This is a genomic window from Aerococcus christensenii, assembly GCF_001543105.1.
GTDB classification, from domain to species: Bacteria; Bacillota; Bacilli; order Lactobacillales; family Aerococcaceae; genus Aerococcus; species Aerococcus christensenii.
Genome location: NZ_CP014159.1, coordinates 531601 through 547515, shown reverse-complemented (window position 1 = coordinate 547515; position 15915 = coordinate 531601). Strand labels below are relative to the sequence as shown.

Here is a 15915-nt window from a genome sequence, read left to right as displayed (position 1 = left end):
AAAAAAGGGGATTTTGCCCCCTTTTTTAGGAAGAGGGAATGTTGATGAAAATCATTCATAGTTCAGATTGGCATTTAGGAAAGATTGTCAATGAACGGTCAATGTTAGCTGATCAAATAATTGTTTTTAATCGACTAATTGATGAATGGAAGACGAGCTCTGCGGATGTGGTTATCATTGCGGGGGATTTTTATGATCGCTCTTTGCCTAATCGTGAGACGGTTAGAGCCGCTGATCAATTGCTGGAGAGAATGATGAATGAATTATCCATGCCAGTGTGTGTCATGAGTGGTAACCATGATGCAGGGGAAAGGATCGCTTATGGAAAAGCTGCCTATCAAAAAGCGGGCGTGTATCTGGCAGGCTTGCCCCAAAAACAACCCGAGTGTGTGCAGATAGGAGAAGCAGATATTTATTTGTTGCCTTTTTCTGAACATGGATTTATTCGTGAAATCTATAAAGATTCTTCGATTACGAGTCTACAAAAGGCTGCTCAGAAACAAGTGGAAGCGATTCGCTCGGTGTGGAACCCTGATCGATTGAACATTGTCGTTTATCACGGCTATGTGACTGCTGATTCTTTAGAAGATGAAAGAGGCGGCCTCATCTATTCGGATTCTGAACGTCCGTTGAGTATTGGAATGACAGAGTATGTCCCTTTAGAGGTTTTTGAAGGTTTTGATTACGTCGCTTTAGGTCATCTTCATGGCGGACAGAAAGTGAAATCAGATCGGGTGAGATACAGTGGCTCTCCTCTGAAGTATTCGAAGTCAGAAGCTAATCACCATAAGCATTATTTGGAAATTGATTTGACCAAAACAGCTATCAATGTCAAGAAATGTCCGATTCAACCGATACATGATTTAAGAGTCTATGCAACAACTTTTGAGGAAGCCATGAGGCATAAGAGTGAAGACTATGTGTATTTTGAGTTGGAAGATGCCCATCCGATTCATGAGGGAATGAATCGATTACGGGAAAATTATCCTCATGTGATGAGTTTAGAATATCCTTCTCTCTATCAAGAGGAAAAGTTGCAGGAAGTGACTCGATATTTACAAGTGGAAAAGGTGATGAAAACGCCTTTAGAAACTTTTGATAGCTTTTATCAAGAGGTCCTCGGGCAAGAGATCACCGTAAAACAATGGGAATATGTCAAAAAAGCTTGGGAAGAAGCCGAAGAGAGTGAGGGAGAGTCATGCGACTAGCCAGTTTAGAATTGAATGCTTTTGGATCTTATCGTCAAAAGACTATCCTTCGATTTGATCGGGTGAGCAGTTATGGCTTATTTATGATTAGTGGAGACACCGGAGCGGGAAAGACGACGATTTTCGATGCCTTAATTTACGGTCTGTATGGGGTCGCTAGTGGAAGTTCGCGTGAAGTGCGGGAATTGAAATCTCGTTATGCCACAGATCAGGACTTGGCTTATGTTCGGGTAACTTTTATGCAAGGCACTCATCAATATGAAATCTACCGGCAGCCTAGCCAGCAGGGGCCATCTGCGGTAAAGGGGCGCAGTAAAAAGTATCCAAGTGAAATCATTGAAGTGATGTGTGATGGGCAGCTTATCAAAGGAAAAAATAAAGAGCTCAATCAAAAGATAGAGAAGATTCTGGGGTTGAGTAAGGATCAATTTACCCAGATCGTTTTATTACCCCAAGGAGAATTTAAAACGTTGCTGGAAGCTTCGAGTCGAGAGAAAGAAGCTCTTTTTAGAAAGATCTTTCATACAGAAAAACTCAACGTCTTTCAAGGTAATCTGAAAGAAGATTATAACAGTATTAAACAAGACTTAACCGCTTTACAAAAACAAATGACTTTGGTTAGTGATCATTTGAAAACGATTCTGCAGGAAAGTTCTTCTCAGGGAAAAGTTGGGGAAAATCTGGAAACTTTATTTGATCAAGCAACCACTTCTCTTGGCCAAGAGCAAGAAAAGAAAGAGAAACTTCAAGCAACTTTAGATGACCTTCTCCAAACTTGTAACTATAAAGAAAAATGCCTTCAAATTTTGGAGGAAGCGGCCAAAATTCAGTCAGATTCACTTACTTTAGATGAGAAGAAGGAGTGGTACCAAGAAGAAAACAGGCGCTATCAAATCTATCAAAATACTCAAGCGCTTTACCAACGTTTGAGGGAGAAGGAGAGGGTTGAAAAGGAAGAGGAAGGCTTACAAGCTGATCTTCAAAAGTGGAAGCAACGTCAAGAAAGACATGAGGTCGCCCAGGCTGAGCAAAGGAAGGATAAGCAGGCGTGGGGTGACCGGTTAGAGAGTTTGCCTCAATTAGAACAAGAAGAAAAAAGATGGCAAGAAGACTTGCGTCAATGGGAAGCTTACCATGATGAATCTTTAGAAGTAGGAAAGTTAGATCAGTTACTTCAAGGAGATGAAGAAGAAGCAACAAAGCTTCAAGAAACTTTGGCTGTTTATCAGCAGCAAATGAAAAACTGGGACCAATCACTTCAACAGTTAGAAGAACAAGAGCAGCTGTCTCGCACTTTGCCTCTCTCTCTGCAAGAAGCCCGATCTACTTGTCAGACCTTAGATGAAGAATTACAGGCTTATTACGAAGCAATTACGGATCAAAAAAAATATCAAAAAAGTTTGGAACTTTTTCAACAAAAAGAAGTTAATTTTAAGCAGGAAGCGCAGAAGTATGTCCGATTGAAGCAGATTTACCAGCGGAATTTAGCGGGAATCATGGCGGAAGACTTGACAGAGGGCGAACCTTGTCAGGTATGTGGTAGCCGGACGCATCCACGTCCTGCTCAATTAGTAGAAGAAACAGTGAGAGCGGAGAATGTAGATCAAGCAGAAAGGCGAATGAAAGAAGCGCAAGTAGCTTATCAAGAACAAGCAGAAGTCCTTCAACGCTTGAAAGGAAGAGTAGAGAGTAAAAGTTTTTCTAAAAGCGAAGAAGAAATAAAGAAAGACCAAGAGCAAGCGTGGAAGGCTGTAGAGAATATAGAAGAAAAAATTCAGCAAGCACAGAAAGGCGTTCAAGAACGCAAGAAGTTAGAAGCGGCTTATCAAAGACTTCAAGAAGAAGCGAAGACCTGCCAACAGCGCTATGAGCGTTTGCAAGGGCAAAGTCAAGCAAGACGAGAAGAAAAAGACAGAAAGTATGCGCATTTAATGACTCTAAAGAAGAAGCTATCGGGTGAAGGAAGACAATCCTTACAGGACAAATTGCTCCAAGTTCAAACCCAGAAAAAACTTTATTTGGATAAAAAGGAAGCCTTACAAAATAAGGATCATACGTTAGCAAAAGAAGAAGTCGTTTTAAAGGCACAGAAAGATTATTTGGATCAAGCTTTATCGTTCAATCGAGATACCCAACTTTCTTTCGCTCAGGATATTTCAAAAGGTTTAAAGAAGGTCAAACTCCAGGAAGAAGAAGTGAAAGCTTTACATGAACTGACGGAAGATTGGGCAGCGGTAGAAAGGAGCTTGTCTGCCTATTCGCATCAAGTCTATGAATTAGAGCAACGTCAAAAGATAAATCAAAAATCTCTTCAAGACTATCATGTTCAAGGCACTTTAGCTACTTATCAAGAAGAATTAGGACAAGATCGAAAAAAAGTGAGCCAACTAAAAGGACAAGTGGATCAAGCGGAACATTTTATTATTCGATTGGAGGAAGCCCTTAAACAATTTCATCACTTGCAAGCCACTTACCATGGTCAGGAGAAAGCTTATGGACAATTAAAAACGCTTAGTGAAGTAGCCAATGGGGAATTAAATCAAAGTCAAAGAATTTCTTTTGAACGTTATTTTTTAGGCGTGTATTTTGATCGAATTCTTGAAAGGGCGAATCGCCATTTTTATCGGATGACGAGTGGGCAATATCTGTTTCGTCGAGCAGATGAAAAGATTGGAGGCAATCAGGCGAAGGGATTAAATTTGAACGTTTATGATGCATACAGCGCGAGTGAGCGCAGTGTTCATTCCCTTTCAGGCGGAGAAAGTTTTCAAGCGGCTCTATCTCTCGCTTTGGGATTGAGTGATATCATTCAAGAACAGGCAGGGGTAGTAGAAGTTGGTATGCTTTTTATTGATGAAGGTTTTGGAACTTTGGATCAAGAAAATTTACAAAAAGCCATGGATACCTTGGTTGATTTGCATCAGCAGAGTGGACGCTTAATTGGACTTATTTCTCATCGAGAAGAGTTGAAGCAAGAACTTCCTGTCCAATTACAAGTCCAAATGACGCCTCAGGGAAGTTGCTGCCGTTGGGTAGGATTAGACTCATAAAATTCCCTAAAGAAAGGGGGACACTCTCCCCTTCTAAAGGACATATGATAAAATAAGAGTAATCTTATGAGAAAGGTAAGCAGGAAAAGGAGGAATAATATGCCTAAAAAACAGTTAAGACGTTCGTTAACAGATTCTGTATTAGAAGGAGTTTGTGGAGGGATTGCTCAATATTTTGGCTTTCCATCGATTTGGTTAAGAGGTTTTATAATAGTAAGCCTGTTATTCTCTCGGCATGCTTTAATCATAGGCGCTTTGTATACTCTCCTAGCGGTACTGATTCCTAGAGAAAGCGTACAAGAGGTCAAGGGGCGTTACCAAGATCAAGAATATCAAAAAAAGAAAAGGGAATCAGAAGAGCCTATGTATCGAGACCTTAATCGTAAAGGAATTCGGAAGGCCCAAAAAGTGGAGGATGAAGAATCATGATGTACCGGCTGATTCGATTAATGATTGAAGCTTTTACTCTGTACAAGATGTGTCAATTCTTATGGCCTCAGGTGTATCTAGCTAATCTGGAAACTGCCTTTGTTTTAGCGGTTGTTATTGCAGTTTTGTATAAGTTAGTTTATCCTGTTTTAAAATTTTTTGCTTTTCCCTTAACATTCGTGACACTAGGGTTCTTTAAGATTATTTTGAATGGTTTTATTTTTTATTTGGCAGCTATTCTTATGGGCGAAAGATATTTTATGGTCAATAGTATCTTTTATGGCAGCCTTTTAGCAGCCGTGTATGGCTTAGTTCAAATGCTATTCTTTCGTCTTTTTCCTCCCAAGGATTGGGAAGATCGGTAAGTGGAAAAAGGGAGATTTAAATTTTTAAGAGCTATGGTAAAATAAACGAGAAATGCACAAAAAGGAGGAAGCGGTATGGAAGTGGTCACAGTCAGAGAATTAAAAGAAGAACTTTCTTTGGAAGTGATTTCTGGTGAAGAATATTTAGAGCGAGAAATAACAACGAGTGATATTTCTCGTCCAGGATTAGAATTATCTGGCTATTTTAATTATTATCCTTCCGAACGGGTGCAATTGTTTGGACGCAGTGAGCATTCTTATTTATCGAAAATGACTAGCGATGGGCGGTTATTGGTGATGAGAAGGATGGCGAGAGTAGATACTCCTGTTTTCATTTTCTCTCGAGGGTTAAAGCCTGAATATGAGGTCCTTCAAGCAGCTAGAGAGAATCATATTCCTGTCCTTAAGGGACGGGCAGTGACCACGCAACTCTTTTCTAACATCACGACTTTTCTTCAAGAACGGTTAGCTCCACGTATTTCGAAGCATGGCGTGCTTGTTGATGTCTATGGTTTAGGCATTATGATTGTCGGAGAAAGTGGGATTGGAAAGTCTGAAACCGCCCTAGAATTAATTAAAAACGGACACCGCTTGGTAGCGGATGATCGGATTGAACTCCATAAACGTGATGAATATACCTTAATCGGAGAGGCACCTCCTATTTTACAAAATATGATTGAAATTCGTGGCCTGGGGATTATTAACGTAATGACCTTGTTTGGAGCAGGGGCGGTTCGACAAAATCAACAATTAAATTTAATTGTCAATATGGTATTTTGGAAAGATGGCGAAGATTATGAACGCCTAGGAAGTGAGCCAGAAATGGTGTCTGTTCTTGGCGTAAAAGTCCCACGCATTACAGTTCCTATACGAACCGGGAGGAATTTCTCTAATATTGTAGAGGTGGCCGCTATGAATCTTCGGGCCAACCGTATGGGCTATAATTCCGGCAAAGAATTTGAAGAACGTTTAAAAAATTTAATTGCTAAAAATTCAACAGAAGATAGGCGAGAGGGACAACATGGAAAATAATATGATTCAAATTAATCCAGTAGCTTTTCACCTCTTAGGACTTCCTGTACGATGGTACGCTATTATTATTGCTTGCGCGATGTTACTGAGTGTAGAATTAGCGCTTAGGGAAGTGGAGAGAAAAGGCTTTGATAGTGATCGTGTCATGGATTTATTGATGTGGGCGATCCCTTTAGGTTTTGTAGGAGCTAGAATTTATTATGTCCTTTTTGAATGGGAGTACTACAGTCAGCATCTGGGCCAAATTATTGCCATTTGGAATGGAGGAATAGCCATTTACGGAGGCATTATTGCTGCTGTAATAACGGCCTATGTGTATGCAAGAAGGTGGGGGTTCTCTGTGCGTTTTTTAGCGGATGTAGCAGCACCTTATCTCTTGTTGGCTCAGGCGATTGGGCGTTGGGGAAATTTTGTGAATAGGGAAGCACATGGAGGACTTGCTTCAGAAAGTTTTTTACGGGAAGTCTTGCATTTACCTTCATTTATTGTGGACAGAATGTTAATAAATGGAAGCTATTATCATCCTACTTTCCTCTATGAATCGGTTTGGAATCTTCTGGGAGTAGGTTTACTTCTTTTCTTACGTCGAAAGAAAAACTTTTTACGTTTAGGAGATACTGCGCTTTTATATGTTATCTGGTACGCTTTTGGGCGATTCTTTATTGAAGGGTTGCGAACAGATTCCTTATATTTAGGTCCTTTCAGAGTCTCTCAAATGTTGTCTCTGATCTTGTTTATAGTGGGGGGAAGCCTTTTCCTTTATCGAAGATATCATCAGGAAAAAGCACCTTACTATTCTCAATTTCATGGGCCTTTTAAAAAAGTAAGAAAGTCATAGAAAGGATAAGTTTTAGAATGCAACAATCACGAATTACTATCCTAGGGGCAGGATCCTGGGGCACTGCTCTAGCCAATCTTTTGGTAGAGAATGGCCACCAAGTGATGCTTTGGACGTATCGCAAGGAGCAAGTGAATGAGATTCAAACAACCCATCGAAATGCTCACTACCTTCCCAATCTTTTGTTAAATGAAAAATTGCAAGTGACGAGCGATTTAGAGAAAGCTATCGCTTTTGGAGAAATGGTTGGATTTGTAGTCCCTACGAATGCCATGAGAGAGGTTTTAAAGAAATGCTGCCCTTATTTTTTGAAGAAAAATCAAGCTGGGGAGCAGCCTGTTCTCTTTCATGCAGCCAAGGGAATTGAACTAGGGACTCATCTACGGATTAGTCAAATTTTTAAAGAAGAGCTTTTGTCAGTGAAGTATCGGGGACCTGTGGTATTTTCTGGTCCAAGCCATGCAGAAGAAGTCGCTAAAAAAGATCTAACGGCAATAACGGCGGCTTCTTCGGATCTTGAAGCAGCTGCTCACATTCAATCTCTCTTTATGAATACTTATTTAAGAGTCTATACGAATGCCGATGTGATTGGTGTGGAATTAGGCGGTGCTTTGAAAAATATCATTGCTTTATGTAGTGGAGCACTTATGGGCTTAGGTTTTGGGGATAATGCGAAAGCAGCTCTAATGACAAGAGGACTGGCAGAAATGACTCGACTAGGTGTTTCTATGGGAGCGGATCCTTTGACCTTCTCGGGATTGAGCGGATTAGGAGATCTTATTGTGACCTGTACGAGTCAGTATTCGAGGAATTGGCAAGCGGGTTACCAACTTGGGCAAGGCAAAACCACTCAGGAAATTTTGGATCATATGGGGATGGTGGTGGAAGGCATCCATACCACGAAGTCTGCCTATGAATTAGCCAAAAGTCAAGGTATTGAAATGCCAATCACAGAGGCGACCTATCAGGTGGTTTACCAAGGACGCAATTTACGAGAAACAATTCTAGAATTAATGGGAAGATCCGGGAAAAATGAATCCACTTTTCAGGATCAAAAGAAGTAATGAGGAGATATCATGAAAAAAGTAAGAAAAGCGATTATTCCAGCAGCGGGATTAGGGACGCGGTTTTTACCTGTGACGAAAGCTATGGCAAAAGAAATACTTCCTATTGTAGATAAACCAACGATTCAATTTATTGTAGAAGAAGCTTTGGCTTCTGGAATTGAGGATATTTTAATTATTACAGGGAAATCCAAACGGCCGATCGAGGATCATTTTGATTCGAATATCGAATTAGAGGCGAACTTACATGAAAAGGGAGAAGATGCCCTCCTTGAAAAAGTACAATCAACGACTGGCTTAAACCTTTTCTTCAAGCGTCAATCTTATCCGAGAGGGTTGGGAGATGCCGTTTTGCAAGCTAAGGCCTTTGTTGGGGATGAACCCTTTATCGTGATGTTGGGGGATGACTTGATGGAAGATGAGGTCCCTCTGACCAAACAATTAATGAATGCTTATGAGGAAACCTCTGCTTCTAACATTGCTGTCATGCGTGTCCCTCATGAAGAAACTTCCAAATATGGAATCATCGATCCTGAAGCGGAATATAAACCAGGCATTTATAACGTACGTCAATTTGTGGAAAAACCTTCTCCAGAAGATGCGCCAAGCGACTTAGCTATTATCGGAAGATATTTATTAACACCGGAGATTTTCACCTTATTGGAATCTCAAGAGCCTGGAGCGGGTAATGAAATTCAGTTGACGGATGCCATTGACCGCCTAAATAAAACCCAGCGCGTATTTGCTTTAGAGTTCAAAGGAAGACGTTATGATGTAGGCAACAAGTTAGAGTATATGAAGACGGTTATTTCCTATGGCTTGAAACATCCGGATGTTCAGGAAGATTTAAAGAAATACCTTTTAAGTTTGGAAGAAAGCTTGCTTGAGGAGGAAGATTAGTGACTGAAGAAGTAAAAAAGTATGATGTCATCATCATTGGAGCAGGACCTGCTGGATTAACAGCCGCCCTATACACGTCGCGCGCCAACCTTTCTGTAGCGATATTAGAACGAGGGGTACCTGGGGGAGAATTGATTAATACAGCTAATGTAGAAAATTATCCGGGCTTTAAGAGCGTATCTGGACCAGATTTAGCGAATAAATTTTATGAAGGAGCTATGCAGTTTGGTGCGGATTATATTTATGGGCTTGTTCAATCTATCCAACCGGGAAATCCTTATCACACGGTGGTGTGTGATAACGGTACCTATCAAGCTAAGGCAGTGGTTATTGCAACAGGATCTGTACATAGAACCCTAGATGTTCCTGGAGAAGAAGAGTATACAGGGCGAGGCGTCAGCTACTGTGCAGTATGTGACGGTGCCTTCTTTAAGGGCTTACCTATTCAAGTGGTGGGGGGAGGAGACTCTGCAGTAGATGAAGGACTGTATCTCACTCAATTTGGAGAGAGTGTAAATATTATTCATCGTCGTGACCAATTGCGGGCACAAAAAATTTTACAAGACCGTGCTTTTTCCAATGAGAAGATGACCTTTACTTGGAATGCTGTCGTTACAGAGATCAAGGGAGACGGCAAAAAAGTAACGAGTGTTTGTGTGAAAAACACCCAAACAGGAGAAGAACAGGATCTTCCTGCTGGCGGTGTATTCATTTATGTAGGCGTATTGCCGAATACAGAAGGGTTCCGAAATCTTGGCATCACCGATGACCAAGGATGGGTTCTCACAGATGAAGATATGCATACCTCTGTTCTGGGAATTTTTGCTTGTGGAGATGTTCGTTCTAAAAAGCTTCGTCAAATTTCAACAGCTGTCGGAGATGGTGGAATTGTCGGGCAAGAAGTCTATCAGTATGTAGAAACTTTGAACAACACTGAGCAAAACTAAAAACGATATAGAATAGTCTTTTTCCATTAATTTTTCTAATTTGCCTTTTTATAATAATCAATTACTCACAAACACTGAACTTTGATACAATGATACTAGATAAACTTAAAGGAGTGTTATCATGTCTTGGAAAGAAATATATGAAAAATGGAAGAATTTTGATGAATTAGACGCATCGGTTCGTCAAGAACTTACGGCAATGGAAAACGATGAAGAAGCTATTCGAGAAGCTTTTTATAAAGACATTAATTTTGGAACAGCCGGGATGCGGGGGTTACTTGGTCCTGGGATTAATCGGTTGAATATTTATACGGTGAGAAGAGCTTCGGAAGGTTTGGCTCAAGTGATGAAGCACTATGGGCAAGAAGCGATTGATCGTGGGGTAGCCATTGCTTATGACGGACGCCATCGTTCTTTAGAATTCGCCAACGAAGCGGCTAGAGTCTTAGGAAAATATGGCATTAAGTGCTATATTTTTGAAGGTGTTCGTCCAACTCCAGAATTATCCTTCACTATTCGCCATTTACATACTTTTACAGGCATTATGGTGACTGCGAGTCATAACAATAAACACTACAACGGTTATAAAGTATACGGCCAAGATGGGGGTCAAATGCCTCCAGAGGATGCAGACGCTTTAGTCAATTATGTTAAAGATGTCGATATGTTAAAGATTGAGGTTGCTGACTTAGAGGATATGAAAGCAAAAGGTCTCTATCAAGTTATCGGAAACGATGTGGACCAAGCTTACCTTTCAGAATTAAAAGAAGTCATTATTAATCCTGCTATCATTGATGATATGAAAGATAAGGTAACTATTGTGTATACACCTCTTCAAGGGACGGGTCAATTATTAATGGAACAGATGCTTGAGAGAGCAGGATTTGAAAATATTATCTATGTTGAGGAACAAAAAGAGCCTAATGCAGATTTCTCCACTTTGGATGAACCCAATCCTGAATATCCAGAAGCCTTCACTTATTCTGTGCGTTACGGGAAAAAGCATCACGCAGACTTATTAATTGCAACAGATCCAGATGCGGATCGGATGGGAGCTGCCGCTTTAATGCCAGATGGTTCTTACCAAATTATTACTGGAAATCAAATTGGTGCTCTCTTAACTCACTATATCTTGACTGCTAAAAAGCAAGAAGGCCATCTCCCGGCTAACGGCGTTATTGTTAAGTCCATTGTTTCTAGTGAACTTCCAGCTATCATTGCCAAGTCTTTCAATATTGAAACGGTCAACACCTTAACAGGTTTTAAGTTTATTGCTGAAAAGATTCATCAATATGAAGAAACGGGTGAGCATACTTTCTTGTTTGGATTTGAAGAGAGTTATGGTTATCTCATCAAACCATTTTCCCGGGATAAAGATGCGGTTCAAGCTGCTCTCTTATTTGCAGAAGTTGGGGCTTACTATAAGGCTCAAGGCAAGACAGTCTATGATGGTTTGATGGACTTGTATAAGGAATATGGTTATTTCTTAGAAAAGACCATTCCAGTGAAATTAGAAGGACAAGCAGGGGCTGAAAAGATTGAAAAAATCATGTCTGGTTTACGTGAAGAGAACTTATCTTCTATTGCAAATACGAAAGTGGTTTGGACAGAAGACTTCCTCACAGGAGAAAAACGTTATGCAGAGGGTAAGGTAGAAACATTTGAGATGTCTCGATCAAATGTTTTGAAGTATTATTTGGAAGAAGGCTCATGGATTGCTGTACGTCCTAGTGGGACAGAACCGAAAATCAAGTTTTATATTGGCGCCAGGGCAGATTCTAAAGAAGAAGGAGAAGAAAAAGTCAGCCGATATGCGCAAGTAATGAAAGAATTATCAAAATAAGGATATAACCAGTAAAAGTTGTTTCCTAGAGAGGAGGCAACTTTTTACTTATCTTTGGATTTAGGAAAAGGAGCTGAAGAAGGATGACAGAAGAAAAACAAAGTAATCAAAAAGTGCCAGATATCCAACCCATACAGATGGTGATCATTACGGGAATGAGTGGCGCAGGAAAAACCGTAGCTTTGCAAAGTTTTGAAGATATGGGCTATTTTTGTGTAGATAATTTGCCACCTTCTTTATTACCGACTTTGAGTGAACTCATCAAGAAATCTCAGGATATCTCGCGGGTATGTCTAGTCATTGATCTTAGATCTCGGGAATTTTTCGATGAATTTGTTCATGCGGTGACCCTCCTCTATAAGAATCCTAATGTAGATTTGCGGGTAGTGTATTTGGATGCAAGAGATGAGAACTTAGTCGCTCGCTACAAAGAAACTCGAAGAAATCATCCGCTTCAGCAAGAAGGCGGCACCATATTAGCCGGCATCTGTAAGGAACGAGAAAGCCTTCTTCCTGTTCGCACGCTTTCGAACCTTACGATTGATACGACCAGCTTAAAACCTAAAGAATTGAGAGAAACTTTAATCCGTGAATTTTCGCATAATAATCAAAAGACTTTGAGCGTAGAAGTGATGTCTTTTGGCTTTAAGTATGGATTACCGATTGATGCGGATATTGTAATGGATGTTAGATTTTTACCTAATCCTCACTACATCGATGATCTTCGCCCTTTAACGGGAGAAGATCAGAGAGTGTATGATTATGTCATGAAACAAAAAGAAACCCAAGAGTTCTATCAAAAATTCATAGAAATGATTGATTTTACTCTCCCTCTCTATGAAGATGAGGGGAAGGCAAGCTTAACGATTGCTATTGGCTGTACAGGAGGGCAACATCGCTCGGTGTCGCTTGCTCGTCGCATTGCGCATCATATTTCTACTCAAACGCATTATCGTGTGCATCTCTCACATCGGGATAAGGACAAGAGACAAGGAACGGTGAATCATTCATGAGGAAAAGTACGTATCATGCACCTAAAATTACAGTTATTGGAGGAGGAACTGGCTTACCTATTTTGCTTTCGGGATTGAAAGAGGCTCACTGTGATTTAACAGCAGTAGTCACTGTGGCCGATGATGGAGGGTCCAGTGGAAAGCTGAGGACGTCCTTAAATACGATTCCTCCAGGGGATATAAGAAATTGTTTAGTGGCGTTATCTAATGTGGATAATATTTATAAGGAAGTCTTTCAGTATCGCTTCGATTCAAAAGATAAGGAATTCTCCGGGCACGCGATTGGTAATTTAGTGATTGCTGCTTTAACAGAGATGCGGGGAGACGTGTACAGTGCCTTAAAATTAATTAGTGGAGCTTTAAAGGTGAATGGACGTGTTTTACCAGCTTGCGAAGATCCTTTGATTTTACAAGCTTATTATGCAGACGGTTCCTGTGTAGAAGGAGAAACTACTATTGTGGCCGATCAGCGCCCCATTGAACGGGTAGATGTGCGTGTAGCAACTGAAGCTATTTCTCAACGGACTGAAGTGAAGGCAGGCCGAGGTGTTGTTCAAGCTATTCAGTCAGCGGATATTGTGGTATTGGGGCCTGGATCCTTGTATACGTCGATTTTACCCAATTTAGTGATTCCGGAAATTCGTCAAGCTCTTCAAACTACGCCAGCTAAGGTGGCGTATGTTTGCAATATTATGACGCAATTAGGAGAAACGGAGCATTTTTCAGATGCAGATCATTTGCGGGTAATTAATCAACATTTAGGTGGAAAATATATCGATGTTGCCTTGATTAATTCCCTCACTGTTCCGTATGATTATATTGAGCATAATGAAGTTTTAGATTATTTGGTTCAGGTGAGACATGACCGTCAAGGTTTGAAAGAGAGTTCTGCCCAGATTATAGCGGAAGACTTTCTCGATTTGAGGAAAAATGGAATTTATCATGATCAAAATAAGTTAGTGGCTGCCATTATGAGAATTTATCGTCATTTATAAAAAGGGAAGGAGAGGCAGATGATTTCTTTTGCAGCGAGTGTAAAAAAAGAATTAACCCAACTTACTGTGAACAAGGAAGAGGCGCGTGCAGAATTGTCGGCCTTAATCCATATGAATGGGAGTTTACAAATTATTTCTAGAGAATTATCGATTAATGCCCAAACCGAAAATGCCGCTATTGCTCAAAGGATCTATACGCTTTTAAGAGATTTTTTTAAGTGTTATGGTGAAGTGATTGTTCGAAAAAAAATGAAGCTAAAGAAGAATAATGTTTATATTGTGCGGGTAAAGACGCATGTGGAACGTTTACTAGAAGAATTAGGGATTATGGGAGAAGATAGCCTTTGGCAAATTGCTCCTCAAGGAATTATTTCAAGTGAAGAAGCGATTCGCGCCTACTTAAGAGGTGCTTTTTTGGCGAGAGGGTCTGTTAATAATCCAGAAACTTCGAGTTATCATTTGGAAATCTATAGTGAAGATCAAGAACAAGCCAAGCAACTCAAGAAATTAATGAATAGTTACAAGCTCAATGCGCGCTTAACTGATCGGCGGCATGGCTACATTGTATATTTAAAAGAGGCTGAAAAAATTTCAGACTTTTTGGCTTTGATTGGGACAACGCAAGCCATCTTACGATTTGAAAATGTTCGAGTGACGCGAGATATGCGTAATACGGTAAATCGGATGGTAAATTGTGAGAATGCTAATATGAATAAAACGATCGATGCAGCTACCCGACAGATCCGAAATATTCAGCGGATTCAAAATAGTGTAGGATTAGCAAAATTGCCGGAGAAATTACAGGAAATGGCTCAAGTACGTTTGGAAAATCCTTCAGCCACGATTAAAGAATTAGGGGAATTAATTCCTAGTGGTCCGGTTTCAAAATCTGGGGTAAACCATCGCTTAAGAAGACTCAATCAAATTGCGGAAGCTTTAAAAGAGGAGTAAGCCTTTGACTGGAAAGTACGAAAAAGGTCAGTGAAGAGCAACTGACCTTTTTTGAAGGAAAAGTTTTAGGAAAGTTAAGCTTTAGTAATTTCAACGTTGACTTCTTGAACGGGTTGTTTGTCGGCTTGCTTTTTCTTTAAGAAAAAGACTTCTTGAACAAGAACATCGGTGTAAGAAACTTTTTGTTGATTTTTATTGAGGTAAGAATGACTTCGTAAGGATCCTACAATTCCTACTTCATCCCCTTTATGAAGATATTGTTCAAAGAGACTTGCGGTAACATTCCATGCAGTAATAGGAATAAAATCAGTTTCTTGGTTGGTACCATATCTGGAGATAGCCAAGACATTTTTGAAAACTTTATTGTGATTTTCTGTAACAGTCAGTGTGACTTCGCGAGCTAACCTTCCGATCAGTTGCACTTGATTCATCATTTCACCTCCTTTTATTGGGTTATTGAATATGTCCGATAAAAGGGACGATTATTTTTTAAATCTCCTCCTTAGGTTTTAGTGCGCATTATCGCTATAATAACAAGAGAATAAAACGGGAAAGAAGGCGAGAGAATGAGAATTTTAATGATTGAAGACAATGAAAATGTGGCAGAAATGTTGTCCATGTTTCTGGAACAGGAAAAGAATTGGCAAGTTGATTATGTCAACGATGGGCAAGAAGGTTATGATTTTTTTAAATCTCATGAAGATAGAATAGATCTTCTTATTTTGGATTTGAATTTACCGTCTAAAGATGGTGTATCTATTTGCCGAGAGATTCGCTCCACTAACAAGAAGGTGTATATCCTCATGTTGACAGCACGAGACAGTGAGAGCGATGAAGTATTAGGTTTAGGGTTAGGAGCGGATGATTATATCACTAAGCCTTTCAGTCCGTTGGCTTTAGTGGCTAAATTAAAAGCGGTGGAAAGAAGAAGGGTGCAAACGACAGGAGCGCCTTCTAGTCTTTTGGCAGATCAATTAATTGAGACGAAGTTGTTAAAGATGAATTTGACGACAAGAGAGGTAATATTTAATGGACAGGCGATCAATAATTTGACACCGAAAGAATTCGACTTGCTGGCACTTTTTGCTCACTATCCCAAACAAGTATTTACTCGAGAAAATTTACTCAAGCAACTCTGGGAAGACCCCTTTTATGGAGATGAACGAACGGTGGATGCCCACATAAAAAAATTACGACAAAAATTAGAAAAACGGGGGTCATCTGTTATTCGGACTGTTTGGGGTATCGGCTACAAGTATGAAGAAACGGAGGAATAGTTT

The 15915-nt window shown here is 40.1% G+C and carries 15 protein-coding genes; 14 read left to right on the top strand and 1 reads right to left on the bottom strand.

Going from position 1 to position 15915, the window contains the following annotated elements; all coding sequences use genetic code 11:
• Positions 1-44: 44 nt before the first annotated feature.
• From AWM71_RS02625 to whiA, 13 genes are all read left to right on the top strand, one after another.
• Entirely contained in the window at positions 45-1208 is a 1164-nt protein-coding gene (locus tag AWM71_RS02625; RefSeq protein ID WP_060777440.1) for an exonuclease SbcCD subunit D, read from the top strand.
• The gene (locus tag AWM71_RS02620) at positions 1199-4258 is read left to right on the top strand and encodes an AAA family ATPase (RefSeq protein ID WP_060776536.1); all 3060 of its coding nucleotides are present in this window, start codon (positions 1199-1201) and stop codon (positions 4256-4258) included. The genes AWM71_RS02625 and AWM71_RS02620 overlap by 10 nt, the downstream gene beginning before the upstream one ends.
• Before the next feature lie 99 nt (positions 4259-4357).
• Entirely contained in the window at positions 4358-4687 is a 330-nt protein-coding gene (locus AWM71_RS02615) for a PspC domain-containing protein (RefSeq protein WP_060776535.1), read from the top strand.
• Positions 4684-5052 carry a phage holin family protein gene (locus tag AWM71_RS02610; protein WP_060776534.1) on the top strand — a complete coding sequence of 123 codons (369 nt, stop codon included), beginning with the start codon at positions 4684-4686 and terminating at the stop codon, positions 5050-5052. The genes AWM71_RS02615 and AWM71_RS02610 overlap by 4 nt, the downstream gene beginning before the upstream one ends.
• 75 nt (positions 5053-5127) lie before the next feature.
• Complete coding sequence (hprK, locus tag AWM71_RS02605; protein ID WP_060776533.1) at positions 5128-6084, top strand: HPr(Ser) kinase/phosphatase; 957 nt, start codon at positions 5128-5130, stop codon at positions 6082-6084.
• Complete coding sequence (gene lgt / locus AWM71_RS02600; protein ID WP_060776532.1) at positions 6074-6922, top strand: prolipoprotein diacylglyceryl transferase; 849 nt, start codon at positions 6074-6076, stop codon at positions 6920-6922. The genes hprK and lgt overlap by 11 nt, the downstream gene beginning before the upstream one ends.
• A 17-nt stretch (positions 6923-6939) precedes the next feature.
• Positions 6940-7986, top strand: a complete 1047-nt coding sequence (locus AWM71_RS02595) for an NAD(P)H-dependent glycerol-3-phosphate dehydrogenase (protein ID WP_060776531.1) — start codon at positions 6940-6942, stop codon at positions 7984-7986.
• Between the two features lie 12 nt (positions 7987-7998).
• Positions 7999-8886: a UTP--glucose-1-phosphate uridylyltransferase GalU gene (gene galU, locus AWM71_RS02590; protein WP_060776530.1), complete on the top strand. Its 888-nt coding sequence runs from the start codon at positions 7999-8001 to the stop codon at positions 8884-8886.
• Positions 8886-9833, top strand: a complete 948-nt coding sequence (gene trxB, locus AWM71_RS02585) for a thioredoxin-disulfide reductase (protein ID WP_060776529.1) — start codon at positions 8886-8888, stop codon at positions 9831-9833. The genes galU and trxB overlap by 1 nt, the downstream gene beginning before the upstream one ends.
• 121 nt (positions 9834-9954) lie before the next feature.
• A complete protein-coding gene (locus tag AWM71_RS02580; protein WP_060776528.1) occupies positions 9955-11676 on the top strand; it encodes a phospho-sugar mutase in 1722 nt (573 codons plus the stop codon).
• An 83-nt stretch (positions 11677-11759) separates the two neighbouring features.
• The gene (rapZ, locus tag AWM71_RS02575; RefSeq protein ID WP_060776527.1) at positions 11760-12689 is read left to right on the top strand and encodes an RNase adapter RapZ; all 930 of its coding nucleotides are present in this window, start codon (positions 11760-11762) and stop codon (positions 12687-12689) included.
• Positions 12686-13684, top strand: a complete 999-nt coding sequence (locus AWM71_RS02570) for a gluconeogenesis factor YvcK family protein (protein ID WP_060776526.1) — start codon at positions 12686-12688, stop codon at positions 13682-13684. Before rapZ ends, AWM71_RS02570 begins: the two co-directional genes overlap by 4 nt.
• A gap of 21 nt (positions 13685-13705) precedes the next feature.
• Complete coding sequence (whiA, locus tag AWM71_RS02565) at positions 13706-14635, top strand: DNA-binding protein WhiA (protein WP_060777439.1); 930 nt, start codon at positions 13706-13708, stop codon at positions 14633-14635.
• Positions 14636-14709: 74 nt separating this feature from the next.
• Here whiA and AWM71_RS02560 read toward each other — a convergent pair whose 3' ends face one another.
• Positions 14710-15069, bottom strand: a complete 360-nt coding sequence (locus AWM71_RS02560) for a single-stranded DNA-binding protein (protein WP_060776525.1) — start codon at positions 15067-15069, stop codon at positions 14710-14712.
• Between the two features lie 132 nt (positions 15070-15201).
• On the opposite strand from AWM71_RS02560, the gene AWM71_RS02555 reads away from it, so the two are divergent.
• Complete coding sequence (locus AWM71_RS02555; RefSeq protein ID WP_060776524.1) at positions 15202-15912, top strand: response regulator transcription factor; 711 nt, start codon at positions 15202-15204, stop codon at positions 15910-15912.
• Positions 15913-15915: the final 3 nt, after the last annotated feature.

Excerpts from the sequence above, each read along its gene's own strand:
- AWM71_RS02555 (WP_060776524.1), top strand. The coding sequence starts at position 15,202 with ATGAGAATTTTAATGATTGAAGACAATGAAAATGTGGCAGAAATGTTG.
- AWM71_RS02560 (WP_060776525.1), bottom strand. The coding sequence starts at position 15,069 with ATGATGAATCAAGTGCAACTGATCGGAAGGTTAGCTCGCGAAGTCACA.
- AWM71_RS02615 (WP_060776535.1), top strand. The coding sequence starts at position 4,358 with ATGCCTAAAAAACAGTTAAGACGTTCGTTAACAGATTCTGTATTAGAA.
- AWM71_RS02625 (WP_060777440.1), top strand. The coding sequence starts at position 45 with ATGAAAATCATTCATAGTTCAGATTGGCATTTAGGAAAGATTGTCAAT.
- AWM71_RS02580 (WP_060776528.1), top strand. The coding sequence starts at position 9,955 with ATGTCTTGGAAAGAAATATATGAAAAATGGAAGAATTTTGATGAATTA.
- galU (WP_060776530.1), top strand. The coding sequence starts at position 7,999 with ATGAAAAAAGTAAGAAAAGCGATTATTCCAGCAGCGGGATTAGGGACG.
- rapZ (WP_060776527.1), top strand. The coding sequence starts at position 11,760 with ATGACAGAAGAAAAACAAAGTAATCAAAAAGTGCCAGATATCCAACCC.
- AWM71_RS02620 (WP_060776536.1), top strand. The coding sequence starts at position 1,199 with ATGCGACTAGCCAGTTTAGAATTGAATGCTTTTGGATCTTATCGTCAA.
- lgt (WP_060776532.1), top strand. The coding sequence starts at position 6,074 with ATGGAAAATAATATGATTCAAATTAATCCAGTAGCTTTTCACCTCTTA.
- hprK (WP_060776533.1), top strand. The coding sequence starts at position 5,128 with ATGGAAGTGGTCACAGTCAGAGAATTAAAAGAAGAACTTTCTTTGGAA.
- AWM71_RS02595 (WP_060776531.1), top strand. The coding sequence starts at position 6,940 with ATGCAACAATCACGAATTACTATCCTAGGGGCAGGATCCTGGGGCACT.
- AWM71_RS02610 (WP_060776534.1), top strand. The coding sequence starts at position 4,684 with ATGATGTACCGGCTGATTCGATTAATGATTGAAGCTTTTACTCTGTAC.
- AWM71_RS02570 (WP_060776526.1), top strand. The coding sequence starts at position 12,686 with ATGAGGAAAAGTACGTATCATGCACCTAAAATTACAGTTATTGGAGGA.